13 protein-coding genes are annotated in these 16,704 nt (G+C 38.1%); all 13 read left to right on the top strand.

Translation table 11 applies throughout. The features are described from left to right. Positions 1–103: 103 nt before the first annotated feature. The 13 genes from BAU15_RS04695 to BAU15_RS04635 all read left to right on the top strand — a co-directional run bounded on the left by BAU15_RS04695 (position 104) and on the right by BAU15_RS04635 (position 16,636). The gene (locus BAU15_RS04695; protein ID WP_161841599.1) at positions 104–463 is read left to right on the top strand and encodes a MerR family transcriptional regulator; all 360 of its coding nucleotides are present in this window, start codon (positions 104–106) and stop codon (positions 461–463) included. Positions 464–1,531: 1,068 nt separating this feature from the next. After that, positions 1,532–3,310 carry an ABC transporter ATP-binding protein gene (locus BAU15_RS04690; RefSeq protein ID WP_161841598.1) on the top strand — a complete coding sequence of 593 codons (1,779 nt, stop codon included), beginning with the start codon at positions 1,532–1,534 and terminating at the stop codon, positions 3,308–3,310. A 10-nt stretch (positions 3,311–3,320) separates the two neighbouring features. After that, a complete protein-coding gene (locus BAU15_RS04685; RefSeq protein ID WP_161841597.1) occupies positions 3,321–5,081 on the top strand; it encodes an ABC transporter ATP-binding protein in 1,761 nt (586 codons plus the stop codon). Between the two features lie 221 nt (positions 5,082–5,302). Then, positions 5,303–6,154 (top strand): ribosome biogenesis GTPase YlqF, encoded by an 852-nt coding sequence (gene ylqF, locus BAU15_RS04680; protein WP_161841596.1) that lies wholly within the window; start codon positions 5,303–5,305, stop codon positions 6,152–6,154. Further along, entirely contained in the window at positions 6,155–6,928 is a 774-nt protein-coding gene (locus tag BAU15_RS04675; protein WP_161841595.1) for a ribonuclease HII, read from the top strand. A 115-nt stretch (positions 6,929–7,043) separates the two neighbouring features. After that, positions 7,044–7,910, top strand: coding sequence for a DNA-processing protein DprA (gene dprA, locus BAU15_RS04670; RefSeq protein ID WP_161841594.1), 867 nt, complete (start codon positions 7,044–7,046; stop codon positions 7,908–7,910). Between the two features lie 383 nt (positions 7,911–8,293). After that, positions 8,294–10,372, top strand: coding sequence for a type I DNA topoisomerase (gene topA, locus BAU15_RS04665; RefSeq protein WP_161841593.1), 2,079 nt, complete (start codon positions 8,294–8,296; stop codon positions 10,370–10,372). Between the two features lie 85 nt (positions 10,373–10,457). After that, complete coding sequence (gene trmFO, locus BAU15_RS04660; protein WP_161841592.1) at positions 10,458–11,768, top strand: FADH(2)-oxidizing methylenetetrahydrofolate--tRNA-(uracil(54)-C(5))-methyltransferase TrmFO; 1,311 nt, start codon at positions 10,458–10,460, stop codon at positions 11,766–11,768. Positions 11,769–12,017: 249 nt separating this feature from the next. Continuing rightward, positions 12,018–12,917, top strand: coding sequence for a tyrosine recombinase XerC (xerC, locus tag BAU15_RS04655; protein ID WP_161841591.1), 900 nt, complete (start codon positions 12,018–12,020; stop codon positions 12,915–12,917). 43 nt (positions 12,918–12,960) lie between these two features. After that, a complete protein-coding gene (gene hslV / locus BAU15_RS04650) occupies positions 12,961–13,506 on the top strand; it encodes an ATP-dependent protease subunit HslV (protein WP_161841590.1) in 546 nt (181 codons plus the stop codon). A gap of 17 nt (positions 13,507–13,523) precedes the next feature. Then, positions 13,524–14,921: an ATP-dependent protease ATPase subunit HslU gene (hslU, locus tag BAU15_RS04645; protein ID WP_161841589.1), complete on the top strand. Its 1,398-nt coding sequence runs from the start codon at positions 13,524–13,526 to the stop codon at positions 14,919–14,921. 20 nt (positions 14,922–14,941) lie between these two features. After that, the gene (gene codY / locus BAU15_RS04640; protein ID WP_161841588.1) at positions 14,942–15,733 is read left to right on the top strand and encodes a GTP-sensing pleiotropic transcriptional regulator CodY; all 792 of its coding nucleotides are present in this window, start codon (positions 14,942–14,944) and stop codon (positions 15,731–15,733) included. A 27-nt stretch (positions 15,734–15,760) separates the two neighbouring features. After that, complete coding sequence (locus BAU15_RS04635; protein ID WP_161841587.1) at positions 15,761–16,636, top strand: aldose 1-epimerase family protein; 876 nt, start codon at positions 15,761–15,763, stop codon at positions 16,634–16,636. The last annotated feature ends 68 nt before the right edge of the window (positions 16,637–16,704 follow it).

Below are 16,704 nucleotides of genomic sequence, written 5' to 3'. Positions count from 1 at the left end.
ATATAATAGAATAAAAAATAAAATTTTCATACGTTCCCTCCAATAGAATTTGCTATAATGTCAGTAAAACATAGTGGGTCGACCCCCTGTCAAGGAGCAGAAAATGACTATTTCAGAATTTGTTAGACAGCAGAATACGACAATCGATACAGTGAAGCATTATCTGAAATTAGGATTATTAACGCCAGATAAAAAGAACAGCTGGTACGATTTTTCAGCAAAAGAAGTAGAGGATTTTCAAAATATCGTCGAACTAAAAGCACTTGGACTGTCGCTGGAAGTCATCAAACAAATTAAAGAGAGCCATGAAACAAATTGTGGAACAGCTATGCAGTGGCAAGAGAATCTAGCTGTAATAGAAGGTGAGCTAGATCGTGTCAACCGAGAAAAAGGGCAACTTGCCACACAAGAAGCCATCTTGGTGAACGTACAACAAGCCTTACAACGAAAACTAGCTGAATAAAAAGAATTGTTTTCTTTACCTGAGAAAATACTACATTGGTCTGTTGTTAAAACTCTCAATTTGTTATTTGAAAAATAGATTACTGACGAAAAACAAAGCGTAAAAAGCCTAGTATTTTAATACTTGTGGTTAGTTGCGCATTATTAAGGGTGAAAAACGGGAGTAAAAAGCTGATTTACAAGGGAAAACCCTTTAACTGATGGATTCTTGCTATTTTCTGCTCCACTAAAAATGCGTGAAAACACCGCAACTAGCCACAACTTTGTAAAAAGCACGAAAGACTGTAATTTTCAGTTAAATGTGAATATAGCTTCAGAATATTTCATATAATTTTCCGTAGAATCCCACGATGTAGCGATTTATAATTCTGATAATCGTTAGCATAATCATATTATGCGTAATAATTGACCATTTTTTCATGACTTGTGGCTAGTTGCGTATTTTGTGAAATCAAACACAGATAGAGAAAGCAATTTTAAAGACAAAACCTACTAGACAATGACTTCTTGCTACTGAATATACCTCTTAACGTCAATAAAAGTATTGTAACGAAAAACTAGTAAAAAGAAGACCAAAAATATCTAAAAAGAGACACTATGTGAAAAAAAGGGAAAAGGCTTTGTTATTTGCCAATGTGACTTCTGCAAGACTATTTTATAGAATGGTTTTGTACAATACAGGTGAATTGGAGCAGTTCACTTCATATGAAAGTTCCTAGTATCAGACACGTTCATACAGAAATCTTTAGTCATATGATCTGTTTTGTCAATTTTACTCGCGATAGTCATAATCTTTTAATGGAAAAACGGATCGTTTCAATTTGTGGTACAATGTGAAAAGGAAAATGACTGATTCATGAAGGATAAAAGAATACATAAATAGTAGTTGATAAGCATAAATAAACAATCAGCAGATGAGTGGAATGAAACCAGAGTCTCATTCCACTTATCTGCTTTTTTGAAAATAGGAAAAGTTCGCTGCCATCCATACATTTTGTGGGAGTAGAGGTGAATGAATCCAAAACATATTCTAAGTAATATTTGCTAGATAATAGGAGTGGCGATAGAAATGAAAGAAAATAATAGTTGGTTTGGTTTAATAAAAGATAGTCTGAAAAATATTCGATTTGTCTATCAATGTGCACCATTTCACACGAGTTGCCAGATTATTTTAACAGTACTGATAGCTAGTTTGGTTCCGCTACAACTTGTTTTTATACAAGAGATTATTCAAGCGGTTCCACAGTTTATGCAACAGGGTGAGATGAAAAAAATGCTTATCTGGTGCGGTATTTTTTTACTGGGTGATATTTTTTTGAGCATCGGTGAACATGTCACTGTCACACAACAAATTAAAATTCAGGAATTTGCTCATACTAAAATCACTTTGGCAATTGCCCGAAAGCTCTCTGTCATCAAGTATGAATATTTTGAAGATAAAGAGATGGCGAATACAATCCGTTTAATGGGAAATGAACCAGATGTTCAAATCACTGAACGGTTTCAAAGTATATTAAGTTGTCTGTCGTGTTTGATCATTTTGTTTGGCTCGACACTATTTCTTATACAGACGTCTATTTTGATTGCACTCTCATTTGCAGTAATGATTTTTCTTGTTATTATTTTCAATTATAAAGGTATGGATTTGATGAATGAAGTGATTGTTGAGCAGGGAATGAAAGAGCGTAAATTAGAGTATTTGAGTAGCATATTATCAAACAAATCAACAATTCCTGAACTTCGCTTGTATAATGGAGTGAAGTATATCGTGACGAAGTGGCGCGCGTTATCTAAAGTTATTTTTAGCGAGCGTTTAGAGTCTATTTTGAAAGCACAAAAATATTTCATTTTGACCACACTGATTTTCACCATCTGGGTTGTGGGTGCCAGTCTTTATTTTGGTCAGTTATTATTTGCTCAAAAAATTGCTTTAGGAATTTTTACCGCGCTGGTATTATCTATTGCAACGATTATGGCGAGCTCTGAAATGCTCTCGGCGGAGCTTTCTCAAATTACTCGTAAAAGTATTGAAATGAGACATTACTATCAGCTACAAACATTTGAAGAGGTTTCTGATGGTCAGAAATTTATAGATACGGATCAGGCAATAGTTTCTTTTGAAAAAGTATCTTTCGCTTATCCAAATAGTGAAAAGCTAATATTGAACGAACTTACTTTCACATTTACTAGTAGTGAATCAATCGCAATTGTTGGCAAAAATGGCGCAGGAAAGTCAACTTTAATAAAGTTATTGTTGCGACTTTATCTGCCAACAAGTGGAAGGATAACCATTAATGGCGTTGATATTCGAGAGATTAATTCTGACTGTCTACATAAAATATTTGGGGTCGTTTTTCAAGATTTCACAAGATATTCCATGTCATTGAGAGAAAATGTTGCTCTAGGAAATCTCTCTGCTATGTCAAATGACCAACAAATTTTGGCTGCTTTGGATCAAGCAGCGGCGAATGATTTATTAACCCGGAGCGGTTTAGATACTGAATTAGGAAAACTAGAGAAATCAGGTGTTGATTTTTCTGGTGGGCAATGGCAGAAGATTGCTCTGGCCAGAGCTTTAGTTTCCCATTCATTAATTACTATATTAGACGAGCCAACAGCCGCGATGGATCCGATGGCAGAAAGTGAAATGTATCAAAACTTTTTCACTGTTATTGAGAAGAAGGGCAGTGTGATGATTTCTCATCGTCTAGCGAGTGCAAAGATTGCGGATAGAATTTTAGTTGTAGACGAAGGAATCATCAAAGAGTGTGGTTCTCATAAAGACTTAATTGCTGAAAATGGCTTGTACAAAACCATGTTTCAAGAACAAAGTTCATGGTATAAATGAGGTGTAAAACATGAAAAATGTTACTATATTAATTCGTTCGATTAAAGAAGTTACGATGGCAACCCCTTTGTTTAGTCTCATAAACATTATTATTTTGGGGCTGTTTGCTGTACTGCCAGTGGCTATTACGATACTGGTATCAGAATTACTAGATGCGATTACCCAGTATTTAAACGGCCAGGGGGGACAAAATGGAATCATCTATTTTGGCAGTCTGTTTGTTCTACTGTATCTTATCCAGTATTCACTGTATACGGTACAAAGTATCTCAGAAAATTATGGAATATATGAGAAAACGTTACATATACTAAAAATGAGACTTGGTCTAAAATATGCGCGTTTGCCATTAATAGCTCATGAAGATGCTGATACACATAATTTGGCTCAGCGCGCAAAAGAATGTGTACAAAATGATATGATTCCGAAAACGTATCTTCTTTTTTTGAAGTCAATTTCTTTATTCATTGGAATCGTAGGGATTTCACTAGGCTTGACGAGGTACCATATTTTACTATTACCGGTTTGTTTGTTGTCGACAATTCCATATTTGATTTCCCGGATACTAAGAGGTAAAGAATTTTATCGCTTAAAATACAATCAAGCACCTCTAAAACGAAAAGAAGATTACTATTGGAAGCTATTTAGTAATAGTTCAGCTGTAAAAGAATTCCGGGTAACGAATACGAGTGATTATATGATGAATAAATGGCTAGAAATCCAAAAACAAGTGAGTCAAGAGAATTGGAAATTTCACAAAAAAGATAGTCGTTCATTGTTATTTTGTAATTTATTAAAATCAATGAGTTTCATAGGCTGTTTTATATTGATTCTTTATTTACTCCAACAAAAACAACTGTCTATCGGTGTTTTTGGCGCAAGTATCTATGCCATTCGTGAAGTCCAAAATGGGGTCAAAAATCTGATGCTTCAAGTAGGTTCGTTACCCCAGTATGCGAGCATAGCAGCAGATTATTATGAATTTTTAGATTTAGAAGAAGAGAATAATGGGGTACAAAAATTAGCAGACTGGCAAACTTTATCGGTAGACGCAGTATCCTTTAGCTATCCAAATGCTCATAAAAAAGCTATCAATGATGTTTCTTTCATAGTGAATCAAGGCGAGAAAGTTGTTATTGTTGGTGAAAATGGGAGTGGAAAAACGACATTAGCCAAACTATTATTAGGCTTTTTTGAACCAAACGAAGGAACTATCTATTACGATCAGGTTTCTTTGAATGAGCTAGAAAAAGAAAATTTCTATCGGCAGGTTGCGATGATGCCACAAGATTTTGGCCAATATGAGCTAACTTTGAGAGAAAATATTGGTATTTCAGCTATTGAGAAGATGCAAAATGATGCTGCAATTAGACAAGTACTGACTGAAAATCTTTTTGAAAAAAGCATCAATTTGGACGATCAAATTGGTAGAGACTTTGAGGGACAGGCATTTTCTGGTGGGGAATGGCAAAAGATTGCTTTATCTCGAACAATGTTTAAAGAGAGTAGACAAGTGTTTTTGGATGAACCAACCAGTGCCTTGGATCCTGTAGCAGAAACAGAGATTCTAAAAAAATTATTGGCTATTTCTGAATCTAAGACCGCATTTATCGTTTCACATCGGGTAGGTCTTGCTAAATATGCGGATCGGATTCTTGTGATGAGAGAGGGAAAGCTTGTTGAGAATGGAACTTTTCAGGAACTGTTAGAGATGAAAGCAGAATTTTATCGCTTATATACGACTCAAGGGAAATGGTATCAGACTGGAGAATAACCGCGCGTGACATGATTCGAGTGACCTGACCAGAGAGTGCTTAGTATTCAATATTGAAGCAATTTGTGTTAAAATGCTAAAGATACTCGGGTTTAGAATAACATACGGAGACAATATTTTTATGCAGAAAAAATAGAAAAGCGTCCCATGTTTGTCCCATGCGAAGGAAATTAAGCAAAACAAGGTGTTGTAAACCTTGATATGAAAGGATTTTTAACTATATGAGTACTATTCAATGGTTCCCAGGACACATGGCGAAAGCGCGTCGTGAGGTTTCTGAAAAATTAAAATTTGTAGATATTGTCTTTGAATTAGTTGATGCTAGATTACCGATTTCTTCAAGAAATCCGATGATGGATCAGATTATTCAACAGAAGCCACGGTTAGTTTTATTAAACAAAGCCGACTTGGCTGATCCTCACCAAACGAAGCTTTGGCAAGGATATTTTCAAAAAAAAGGCTTTGTGACCCTGGCGATTAATGCGCAGGATAACAAAGGCGTTAAAAATATTGTACCTTCAGCGAAACAGGCTTTGAAAGAAAAAATTGAGCGTAATAAGGCGAGAGGAATCAAGCCGCGGGCGATTCGGGCGATGGTTATTGGCATTCCAAATGTTGGGAAATCAACGTTGATGAATCGCTTAGTTGGTAAAAAGATTGCTCAAACTGGAAACAAACCGGGTGTGACAAAGGGACAACAGTGGTTGCGTTCAGGGACGGAGTTAGAGTTGTTGGATACACCAGGGATTTTATGGCCAAAGTTTGAAGACGAACAGATTGGTAAGAGACTGGCTTTAACAGGGGCAATCAAAGATCAATTAATTCATTTAGATGATATGGCTTTGTATGGGCTGGATTTCTTTGCGCGCTATTATCCAGGACGCTTATCAGAACGGTATCAATTGACGGAAGAACAGGAGAAAGGGCTTGCGCCAGAGTTATTAATGACGATTAGTCAAAAGCGCGGATTTCGTGATGATTATGATCGTGCGAGCGAAATGCTGGTTTTTGAAATCCGTAGTGGGAAATTAGGAACCTATACATTAGATCGATATGAGGAGTATGAAGTCTAAATGAAACCTGAATCAATTGCAGAGATTAAGACAAAACTAGCGGTTGTTATGACTGCAGAAGATGCCTATGTCAAAAGTTTACGTGAGGATGCGCGGGCGGGTGTTCAAGCAGCTTTGAAACAATTTGATCGAAGAATGGAAAAACAGGCGGCACTTGTCCGAAAGCTTCAAGAAATGAGTGTCTTTGAAAAAGAAGCCTATGCGAATGGGCATAAATATATTGCCGGAATTGATGAAGTCGGTAGAGGTCCATTGGCGGGTCCAGTGATTGCTGCTGCGGTGATTTTACCTGAGAATTGCGACATTATCGGCTTGAATGATTCCAAACAACTTTCTGAAGCCAAGCGTGAACAACTTTTTGACGAGATTAAGGAAAAAGCGGTGGCGATAGGCGTTGGTTTAGTCGATCAGACAGAAATTGATGCAATCAACATCTATCAAGCTAGTAAGAAAGCTATGATGATGGCTGTGGAACAACTTTCTGCACAACCAGATTATTTATTGGTGGATGCCATGACGTTACCGATTGAGATTGAACAAGAGAGTTTGATTAAAGGGGATGCACGATCTATTTCGATAGCGGCAGCAAGTATTATTGCTAAAGTTACCCGAGATCGATTGATGGCAGAATATAGCGTAAAATATCCTGGGTACGGTTTTGAGCGAAATGCTGGTTATGGCACTAAAGAACATTTAGAAGCGCTAGAAACGCAAGGGATTACGCCGATACATCGTTTAACCTTCGCACCTGTCAAAAATTATGTGAATTTATAAAATTTAGGTAAACGAATAAGCCCGTAAGAGAAAAGAAAGAACATATAATTTAATAGAAAGGCTCTTCTTTTGCGCATACTTACTTTGATGAGTATTTTAGAAAGAAGGGCTTTTTTTGGATGAGTTAGAAAAATTACTATTTAAATTATTATTTTGCCGAGGGATTAGTTTAAAAGGGAGCTGGCGTTTAATTAAATACGCTTTGGAAAAACAGTATACTCGCTTTAGTATGACGGAAATTATTAATTTAGCGGTTGAGCGACAACATCAACAAGCATTCAGGGAATCGTGGTTTGCACTTTCTGATGAACAGCTAGAAGAAAAGTGGCATGCCCAACCGAACTTGTTTTGTTTGAGTGAAGAGTATCCGGAAATATTGTTAGAGATTCCTTATCCACCGATCTTTCTATTTTATGAAGGAAATCTTTCACTATTGAAGAAAAATAAGCTCGCATTTGTAGGCGCTAGAGAAGCGACTGGTTATGGAAAACGTGTTGTTCATCGTTTAATTCCCCCATTGGTGAATGAAAAATTTGTGATTGTCAGTGGATTAGCAAAGGGAATTGATGCTCAAAGTCACCAGACTGTGCTTTCTTTAACGGGTCAGGCGATTGGTGTGATTGGGACGGGACTGGATTGCTGTTATCCGGATTCTTCCAAGGAGCTACAGATAGAACTGGCTAAAAATCATTTATTAGTATCTGAATATCCCAAAGGTGTGGGACCTAAACGGCATCATTTTCCCATGAGAAACCGAATTATTGCGGGACTGTCTCTGGGTACTTGTATTATTGAAGCGAAGAAAAGAAGTGGTTCATTGATTACTGCTCAGATGGCGATGGAATATGGTCGAGAGGTCTTCGCTGTGCCTGGCGATATTCTATCTGGACATTCTAATGGGTGCCACAATTTGATTCAGGATGGTGCCAAATGTGTCTTTACTGCGGATGATATTTTGGACGAATTACGGCATTATTTGTAAGTAAGAGAGCCTAAGTGCTTAGGTTTATTTGTTGAGTCAAATAAAGAAATTGCTAAAATGAATGAGGTGAGATTTAAAATTTTTTAAGTTTTTTATCAACACTGACTAACTCTCACAACTGGACTGCCTTTTTAGGCGGCCTTTTTTTCGTTGATAATGGGTTGTTTCTTAGTGATTTCTTTGCTTTTTCCCACAGCTTTCCAATGAAAAAGAGGCGAAAAATCCCTTTCAATCTGGGGGTGTTTCGCGTTAGTTTTAAAAAACTAAATGAATAACTTCCTTGACAAACCTTATTCTAATAGATATGATAGGCTACGATTTGTGAGTTTTTTAAACACATATATATAGTAGGAACTCGACATGCGAAAGGAGTCCATCCACTAATGGCATATAAATATTTAGTTATCGTAGAATCACCTGCCAAAGCAAAAACAATTGAAAAGTATCTAGGAAGAAATTATAAAGTAATGGCCAGTGTTGGTCATATTAGAGATTTACCGAAAAGTAAGATGGGAATCGATGTTGAAAATAACTATGAACCTCATTATATTTCTATTCGCGGTAAAGGCGATGTCATCAAGAGCTTAAAAGCAGCTGCCAAAAAAGCTGAAAAAGTCTTTCTCGCAAGTGACCCGGATAGAGAGGGAGAGGCAATTGCTTGGCATTTGGCTTTCCTGTTAGGACTAGATTTATCTGATAAAAACCGAGTAGTCTTTAATGAAATTACTAAAGAAGCAGTCAAAGCTGCATTTAAAGAGCCCAAAACGATTGATGTTGATTTGGTTGATGCCCAACAGGCAAGACGCGTCCTTGACCGTTTAGTTGGTTATTCGATTAGCCCAATTCTTTGGCGCAAAGTCAAAAAGGGTTTGAGTGCTGGTCGCGTACAATCTGTTGCATTGAAGATTATCATTGATCGCGAAAAAGAAATCCGTGACTTTATTCCAGAAGAATATTGGAGTATTGATGGAAACTTCAAAAAGGAAAAGAAAAAATTCAAGGCGAACTTTTGGGGTGTTGATGGGAAGAAGAAAAAACTACCTGATGCTGAGGCTGTAAAAGAAGTGACCCAACGGATTGATGGCAAAGATTTCGATGTTACGAAAGTTGAAAAGAAAGAACGTAAACGAAATCCTTCATTACCATTTACAACCAGTAGTTTGCAACAGGAAGCAGCGCGTAAATTAAATTTCCGGACTAGAAAAACCATGATGGTTGCTCAACAGTTATATGAAGGAATTGCTCTTGGAAAACAAGGCACGGTAGGTTTAATTACTTATATGCGTACCGATTCTACACGGATTGCGGATAGCGCCAAAAATGAAGCAGCTGAATTCATCGAAAAGACGTATGGTAAAGAATATTCAGCGCATGGTGGACGTAAGGTGAAAAATGCTCAAGGCGCGCAAGATGCCCATGAAGCGGTTCGCCCATCGAGTGCTCTAAGAACTCCTGATGAAATGAAAAAATATTTAGATAAAGATCAACTGAAGCTTTATACGCTAATCTGGTCACGTTTTGTGGCTAGTCAAATGACGCCAGCTGTTCTAGATACAATGAAAGTGACTTTAGAGCAAAATGGAGTCACGTTTATTGCAAATGGTTCAAAAGTGAAATTTAAAGGGTTCATGCAGGTCTATGTTGAAGGACGCGATGATGGCAAAGAAGACAAAGAAAATATCTTGCCTGATTTAGCGGTTGGCGATGTAGTGAATTCGGTAGATATTGAGCCGAAACAACATTTCACACAACCCCCAGCTCGTTACAGCGAAGCAACGTTGATTAAAGCTTTAGAAGAAAATGGCGTAGGTCGTCCGTCGACATATGCACCAACTTTAGATACCATTCAACGCAGATATTATGTGAAGCTTGCTCAAAAACGCTTTGAACCAACTGAATTAGGCGAGATTGTGAATTCTCTGATTGTTGATTTCTTCCCACAAATCGTGGATGTCCATTTTACAGCAGGTATGGAAGGCGATTTGGATAAGGTCGAAGAAGGTAAGGAAGATTGGATCAAAGTTGTCGATCGTTTCTATAAACCTTTTGAAGTTGAATTAAACAAGGCGGAAGAACAGATTGAAAAAATTCAGATTAAAGATGAGCCAGCTGGCTTTGATTGTGATCTGTGTGGTCATCCAATGGTGATTAAATTAGGTAAATACGGCAAATTCTACGCTTGTAGCAATTTCCCGGAATGTCGAAATACTAAACCAATCATTAAAGAAATTGGTGTAACATGTCCAGTCTGTCATGAAGGACAAGTCGTCGAAAGAAAATCTAAGAAAAATAGAATATTCTTCGGCTGTAATCGATACCCTGAATGTGACTTTACTTCTTGGGATAAACCAGTTGGACGTGATTGTCCGAAATGTGGTCAATATTTAGTTGAGAAGAAAGTTAAAGGCGGCAAACAAGTGGTCTGCGTCAATGGAGACTATAAAGAAAATGTTCAAAAATAAACGAGTAATAAACAAGTAACGAATGATTTTAAACTACTAATAAATGACGAAAATAAAATGATACGTATCAGAAAAGAGGGGTTTAATGGTTCAAACAGTCAATGTAATCGGTGCAGGTCTAGCTGGAAGTGAAGCCGCGTGGCAAGTCGCCCAAGCTGGAGTCCCTGTGCGACTTTATGAAATGCGCCCAGTAAAATCAACAGAAGCGCACCAAACAGAAAATTTTGCAGAACTGGTCTGCTCAAACTCTTTACGAGGCAATAGTTTAGCCAATGCAGTGGGGCTATTGAAGGAAGAAATGCGTCGTTTAAACTCTGTCGTGATTACGTCAGCTGACCAAACAGCTGTCCCAGCGGGTGGTGCACTGGCAGTGGATCGAGATAGTTTTTCTCAAACAATTACGCAACGTGTGAAAGAACATCCATTAGTGACAGTGGTGACCGAAGAAGTGACTGAGATTCCTGATGGGATTACAATTATCGCGACAGGCCCGCTAACTTCTGAACCCTTGGCTGAAGCAATCAAAGAATTCAACGGCTCTGATGGCTTTTATTTCTATGATGCAGCGGCACCTATTTTAGATAAATCAACCATCGATATGGATAAGGTTTATTTAAAATCACGTTATGACAAAGGTGAAGCAGCCTACCTAAATTGTCCCATGACAGAAGAAGAATTTACAGCATTTCATGAGGCGTTAATCAACGCTGAAGTGGTTCCATTAAAAACATTCGAAAAAGAAAAATACTTTGAAGGCTGTATGCCGATTGAAGTGATGGCGCAACGTGGCTTTAAGACGATGCTATTTGGTCCGATGAAACCAGTTGGCTTAGAAGATCCTAAAACAGGCAAACGTCCGTATGCTGTGATTCAGTTACGACAAGATAATGCGGCCGCTTCCTTGTACAATATTGTTGGTTTCCAAACGCATTTAAAATGGGGCGAACAAAAACGGGTCTTCCAAATGATTCCAGGACTTGAAAATGCTGAATTTGTCCGCTATGGTGTAATGCATAGAAATAGCTTTATGAACTCACCGGAATTGTTAGAACCGACTTATCAATCGAAAAAACGCGATAATTTATTCTTTGCGGGTCAAATGACCGGTGTCGAAGGTTATGTCGAAAGTGCCGCTAGTGGCTTATTAGCTGGAATTAACGCAGCTCGTTTAGCCAAAGAAGAAGCACCAGTGATCTTCCCACGAGAAACAGCGATTGGTAGCATGGCGTATTATATTACTCATGCTGAAGGCAAACATTTCCAACCAATGAATGCAAATTACGGATTATTCCCTGAATTGCCAGAGCGAATCCGCGATAAAAAATCACGCTACGAAGCGATTGCTGCTCGTGCGTTAGAAGCAAATGAAGAAGTGAAAACATCATTATTAAGTTAACCTAGAATAGTCATAGTAGGATAAGTGGAGAAATCTTCTTGTCCTGCTATTTTTATTTGCATTTATCCAGAAGAAGGTTGTCACTGACCATTCTATTTGGGCGCGAGCCTTTAGCAAATAGGCCTGAATATATGAATGAATTGTGTCAATTGTGAACAAACTTAGAAATATTAATTAAATTCTGACAATTCATTTGTTTTTTTAAAATCATTGTGCTACATTGTACATGTATTATTGGGGAGGGAAAGCATGGCTGAAAAAAACTGGCCAGAGGAGTTTTATCGTTATCTTTTAGTTGAAAGAGGATATTCCGATAAAACGCAAGAGGCATACAAAGAGGATCTTGAGAATTTCACACGATTTTTGGAAGAATCGGGGAATGCTGATTTGATGGCTGTACAACATTTAGATGTTCGTGTTTATTTGAGTTTTTTGACGGATAAAGGGTATAGCCGAAACTCTATTAGTCGAAAAATTGCTAGCCTCCGGTCCTTTTACCAATATTTATTGAAGCAAGAAGTAATAGAGGAAAATCCCTTCTCCTATGTTCATTTAAAAAAGAAGGCACTACGTTTGCCGCGTTTTTTTTATGAAAAAGAAATGGATGCTTTGTTTGAGAGTGTCAAAGGGACAAAACCACTGGATTATCGGAACCAGGCATTGTTGGAAGTCCTATATGGCTCTGGTTTGCGGGTTAGTGAGGCGGTTACTCTAGAGATTCAGGATATCGATTTTAGTTCAGCCGTCCTGCTTATTCATGGGAAAGGAAATAAAGAGCGCTATGTACCGCTGGGTTCATTTGCAGCAGATGCATTGCAGGAATATTTTGAACAGGGTCGTCGTGTATTGATGACTAAATTTCATAAAGATCATGCGTCAGTTTTTGTGAACCATCATGGTGAGCCAATTACGGCGACAGGAATTGAATATGTATTAAATCAAGTCATAAAGAAGAGTAGTTTGGATAGTGATATTCATCCGCATATGCTCCGTCATACTTTTGCTACACATTTATTAAATAATGGGGCAGATATGCGGACTGTCCAAGAGCTTTTGGGCCATGCGAATTTATCTACGACTCAAATTTATGCGCATGTCACAAAAGAAAGTTTACAAAAAAATTATCGCAGCTTCCACCCTCGTGCATAAAGAGGTTGAAGCAATGATAGATGATAGTCTAGGAGGAAAATAGATGGTAGAATCACAGTTTCATTCGACAACAATTTGTGCGGTCGAAAAAGATGGGAAATTTGCAATGGCCGGTGATGGCCAAGTAACGATGGGCGAATCTGTAGTAATGAAAGGGACTGCTCGGAAAGTTCGTCGCATTTATAATGATGAAGTGGTTGTAGGTTTTGCCGGAAGCGTAGCCGATGCATTCACTTTGGAAGAAAAATTTGAAGGTAAGCTGAATGAATATAACGGCAATCTTCAACGAGCAGCAGTTGAACTGGCACAAGAATGGCGGACACAGCAAGCAATGCAAAAATTGGAAGCGATGTTGATTGTCATGAACAAATCAGAAATGTTGTTAGTATCGGGCACTGGTGAAGTGATTACTCCTGACGATGGTATTTTAGCAATCGGCTCTGGTGGGAATTTTGCTTTATCCGCAGCACGTGCAATGAAACAGTACGGCGGCGAGCTTTCAGCGAAGGAAATTGCTGAAAATGCATTGAATATTGCTGCTGATATCTGTATCTTTACCAATCACAATATTATTGTAGAAGAATTGTAGACGAGGGATGAAAATAGATGAATGAATTAAATAGAACACCTAAAGAGATTGTCTCAGAGTTAGATCAATATATTATTGGCCAACATGCAGCCAAAAAATCTGTAGCTGTGGCTTTACGTAATCGTTATCGCCGCCTGCAACTGGATGAGAAAATGCAACAGGATATCACACCTAAAAATATGTTAATGATTGGTCCTACAGGTGTCGGTAAAACGGAAATTGCGCGTCGTTTAGCAAAAATTGTCAATGCGCCTTTCGTGAAAGTTGAAGCGACTAAATTTACTGAAGTCGGCTATGTGGGTCGCGATGTGGAATCAATGGTTCGTGATTTAGTTGAAAATGGGATTCAAATTGTTGAGAAACAACAATACAGTCGTGTTTATAGTCAAGCGTTGAAAAAAGCGAATCAACGTTTAGTCAAAGTCTTAGTTCCTGGGATTAAAAAGGAACAGAAGCAAAGCGGGAACCAATTTGAGCAAATGATGAATATGTTTAATGCGGCACAACAGCCACAGGAACCGCAAGAAGAAGTTACGGAAGAAATCCGTGTGAATAGAAAAAATATTTTGGATCAGTTGGAAAAAGGCTTGCTGGATAATAGAGAAGTGACCATCGAGATTGAGGAACCTAAAAAAACGGCTCCGGCTATGAATAATGGCTTAGAACAGATGGGGATTGATCTGAATGAAACATTAGGCGCGTTATCACCTAAGAAAATCGTGGAACGCACAGTAACGGTGAAGGACGCCAGAGAATTGTTGATCCAAGAAGAGTCTTCAAAATTAGTTAATGAGGCGGATATTCATAGTGACGCGATTCGTTTAGCAGAATCTAGCGGGATTATTTTCATTGATGAAATTGATAAAATTACGTCAAAATCTCAGCAATCAGGCGAAGTGTCTCGTGAAGGAGTTCAAAGAGATATTTTACCAATCGTTGAAGGGTCACAAGTTAATACGAAATATGGGGCGATCCAGACAGACCACATTTTATTTATCGCTTCTGGAGCATTCCATTTATCGAAACCAAGTGATTTAATTCCTGAATTGCAAGGTCGTTTCCCAATCCGTGTAGAACTGGATGATTTGACTGCTGATGACTTTGTTAAGATTTTAACGGAGCCTAATAATGCGCTAGTGAAACAGTATATTGCCTTAATCGGGACAGAGAATGTCTCAGTCACCTTTACGATTGAAGCGATTGAACGCATTGCCAATATTGCCTTTAATGTCAATAGGGATACAGATAATATTGGGGCTAGACGCTTGCATACAATTCTCGAAAAATTGTTGGAAGACTTGTTATTTGAAGCACCTGATATGCAGATGGGTGAGATTACGATTACGGAAAGCTATGTGAATGATAAGTTAGCATCTATTGCCCAAAATGAGGATCTAAGTCGCTATATTTTATAAGATAATTGGAGGAGTAAAAAATGAGTACCTTACTAGAAAAAACACGTAAAATTAATAATCTGCTCCAACGTAAGAATACATTTGATATGCAAGCGGATCTTCCCTATGACAAGATGGCGATGATTCTAGGTGATATTCTCGATAGTAATGCATATATTATAAGTGGTGAGGGCGTTTTGTTAGGGTATAACGAAAAGCATGATGTCAATAATGAACGTGTCAAAAGTATGTTTGTCGAAAAACAATTTCCTGATTCTTATACAGATGCTGTCGATCAATTAAATCGAACAGAATCTAATATACCGATCGCTAGTGATTTAACGGCTTTCCCTGTTGAATCTAGAGAGAAGTATCCGTTTGGCTTAACAACGGTTGTGCCAATCTTTGGAGCAGGGGAACGTTTAGGTACGATTATTTTAGCAAGAATTGAACAGTCTTTCAGCGAAGATGATCTAGTTTTAGCTGAGTATGGGGCGACTGTGGTAGGGATGCAAATTTTGTACCAACAATCGCGTAACATCGAAGAGGATGTTCGGAGTACAACAGCGGTTCAAATGGCGATTAACACTCTTTCATACAGCGAGTTGAAAGCCGTTCAAGCTATTTTTAAAGCGTTAAATGGTGATGAGGGTCGTCTGACAGCTTCAAACATTGCTGATGAGATTGGGATTACTCGTTCAGTGATTGTGAATGCGTTGAGAAAGTTAGAATCAGCTGGGATTATTGAATCACGTTCCCTTGGAATGAAAGGGACTTATTTGAAAGTCTTAAATAAACGCTTTAATGAAGAGCTTGCTAAACATAATTATTAAAAACAGAAGGATTAGGGGGACCAGCAAATGACGGTTACAATTGAAAATGCCCAACTGATTGCCACGATTGCAGAATCAGGTGCTGAGTTAATCAGTTTGAAATCGAAAGAAACAGGGATTGAATATATCTGGCAGGGGGATCCGCAATTTTGGGGAAGACATGCGCCGGTGCTGTTTCCTTTTGTTGGGAAATTAAAAGAAGATAGTTACACGTATCAAGGAAAGACCTATTCGATGGGGCAACACGGTTTTGCAAGAGATATGGATTTTACAGTCCTTAATCAAGGGGCAGAATCGGTCAGCTTATCGCTAAAAAGTACTGAGGAAACTAGAAAAAATTATCCTTTTGATTTCGAATTAGTGATTACTTATGAGTTAGGTGGCGAAGGGATTACGACCCATTACCAAGTGGAAAATACTGGTAAAGAAGAAATGTTTTTTGCCATCGGAGGCCATCCAGCGTTCAATGTTCCTTTAGAAGAAGGCTTGACGTTTGAGGATTACTATATGGCTTTTTCACCGCAAAAATCACGGTTAAGACTGCCGTTAGCAGGTCCTTTTATTGATTTTGATCAACGAACTATCGGGCAAACAAATACCAATTTAGCTTTGAATCATCAATTGTTTGAGCAGGATGCACTGATTTATGAGACGAAGGGGTTAAATGCCTATTCGATTCGTAGTGAGAAATCTTGCCACAGTGTGACGTTGAGCTATAAAGACATGCCTTATGTAGGGATTTGGTCGCCTTATCCTAAAGAAGCACCATTTGTTTGTATTGAGCCTTGGTGCGGAGTTGCGGATACTTTAAGCACAACGGGAAATTTAATTGAAAAATTTGGTATTAATCAATTAGCCGCTAATGAATTATTCAAAACGAAATATTCTATTACGGTGAGTTAATCCAATTAGTAAACAGAGAACCTTTAAAAAAAGAGACCTGCGACTGTTTTGGTATGCTACCCCTATCT

This window comes from Candidatus Enterococcus huntleyi (genome assembly GCF_009933175.1).
Classification (GTDB): domain Bacteria; phylum Bacillota; class Bacilli; order Lactobacillales; family Enterococcaceae; genus Enterococcus_K; species Enterococcus_K huntleyi.
The sequence above is the reverse complement of the archived record's forward strand: the minus strand, read 5'-3'. Positions and strand labels throughout refer to the sequence as shown.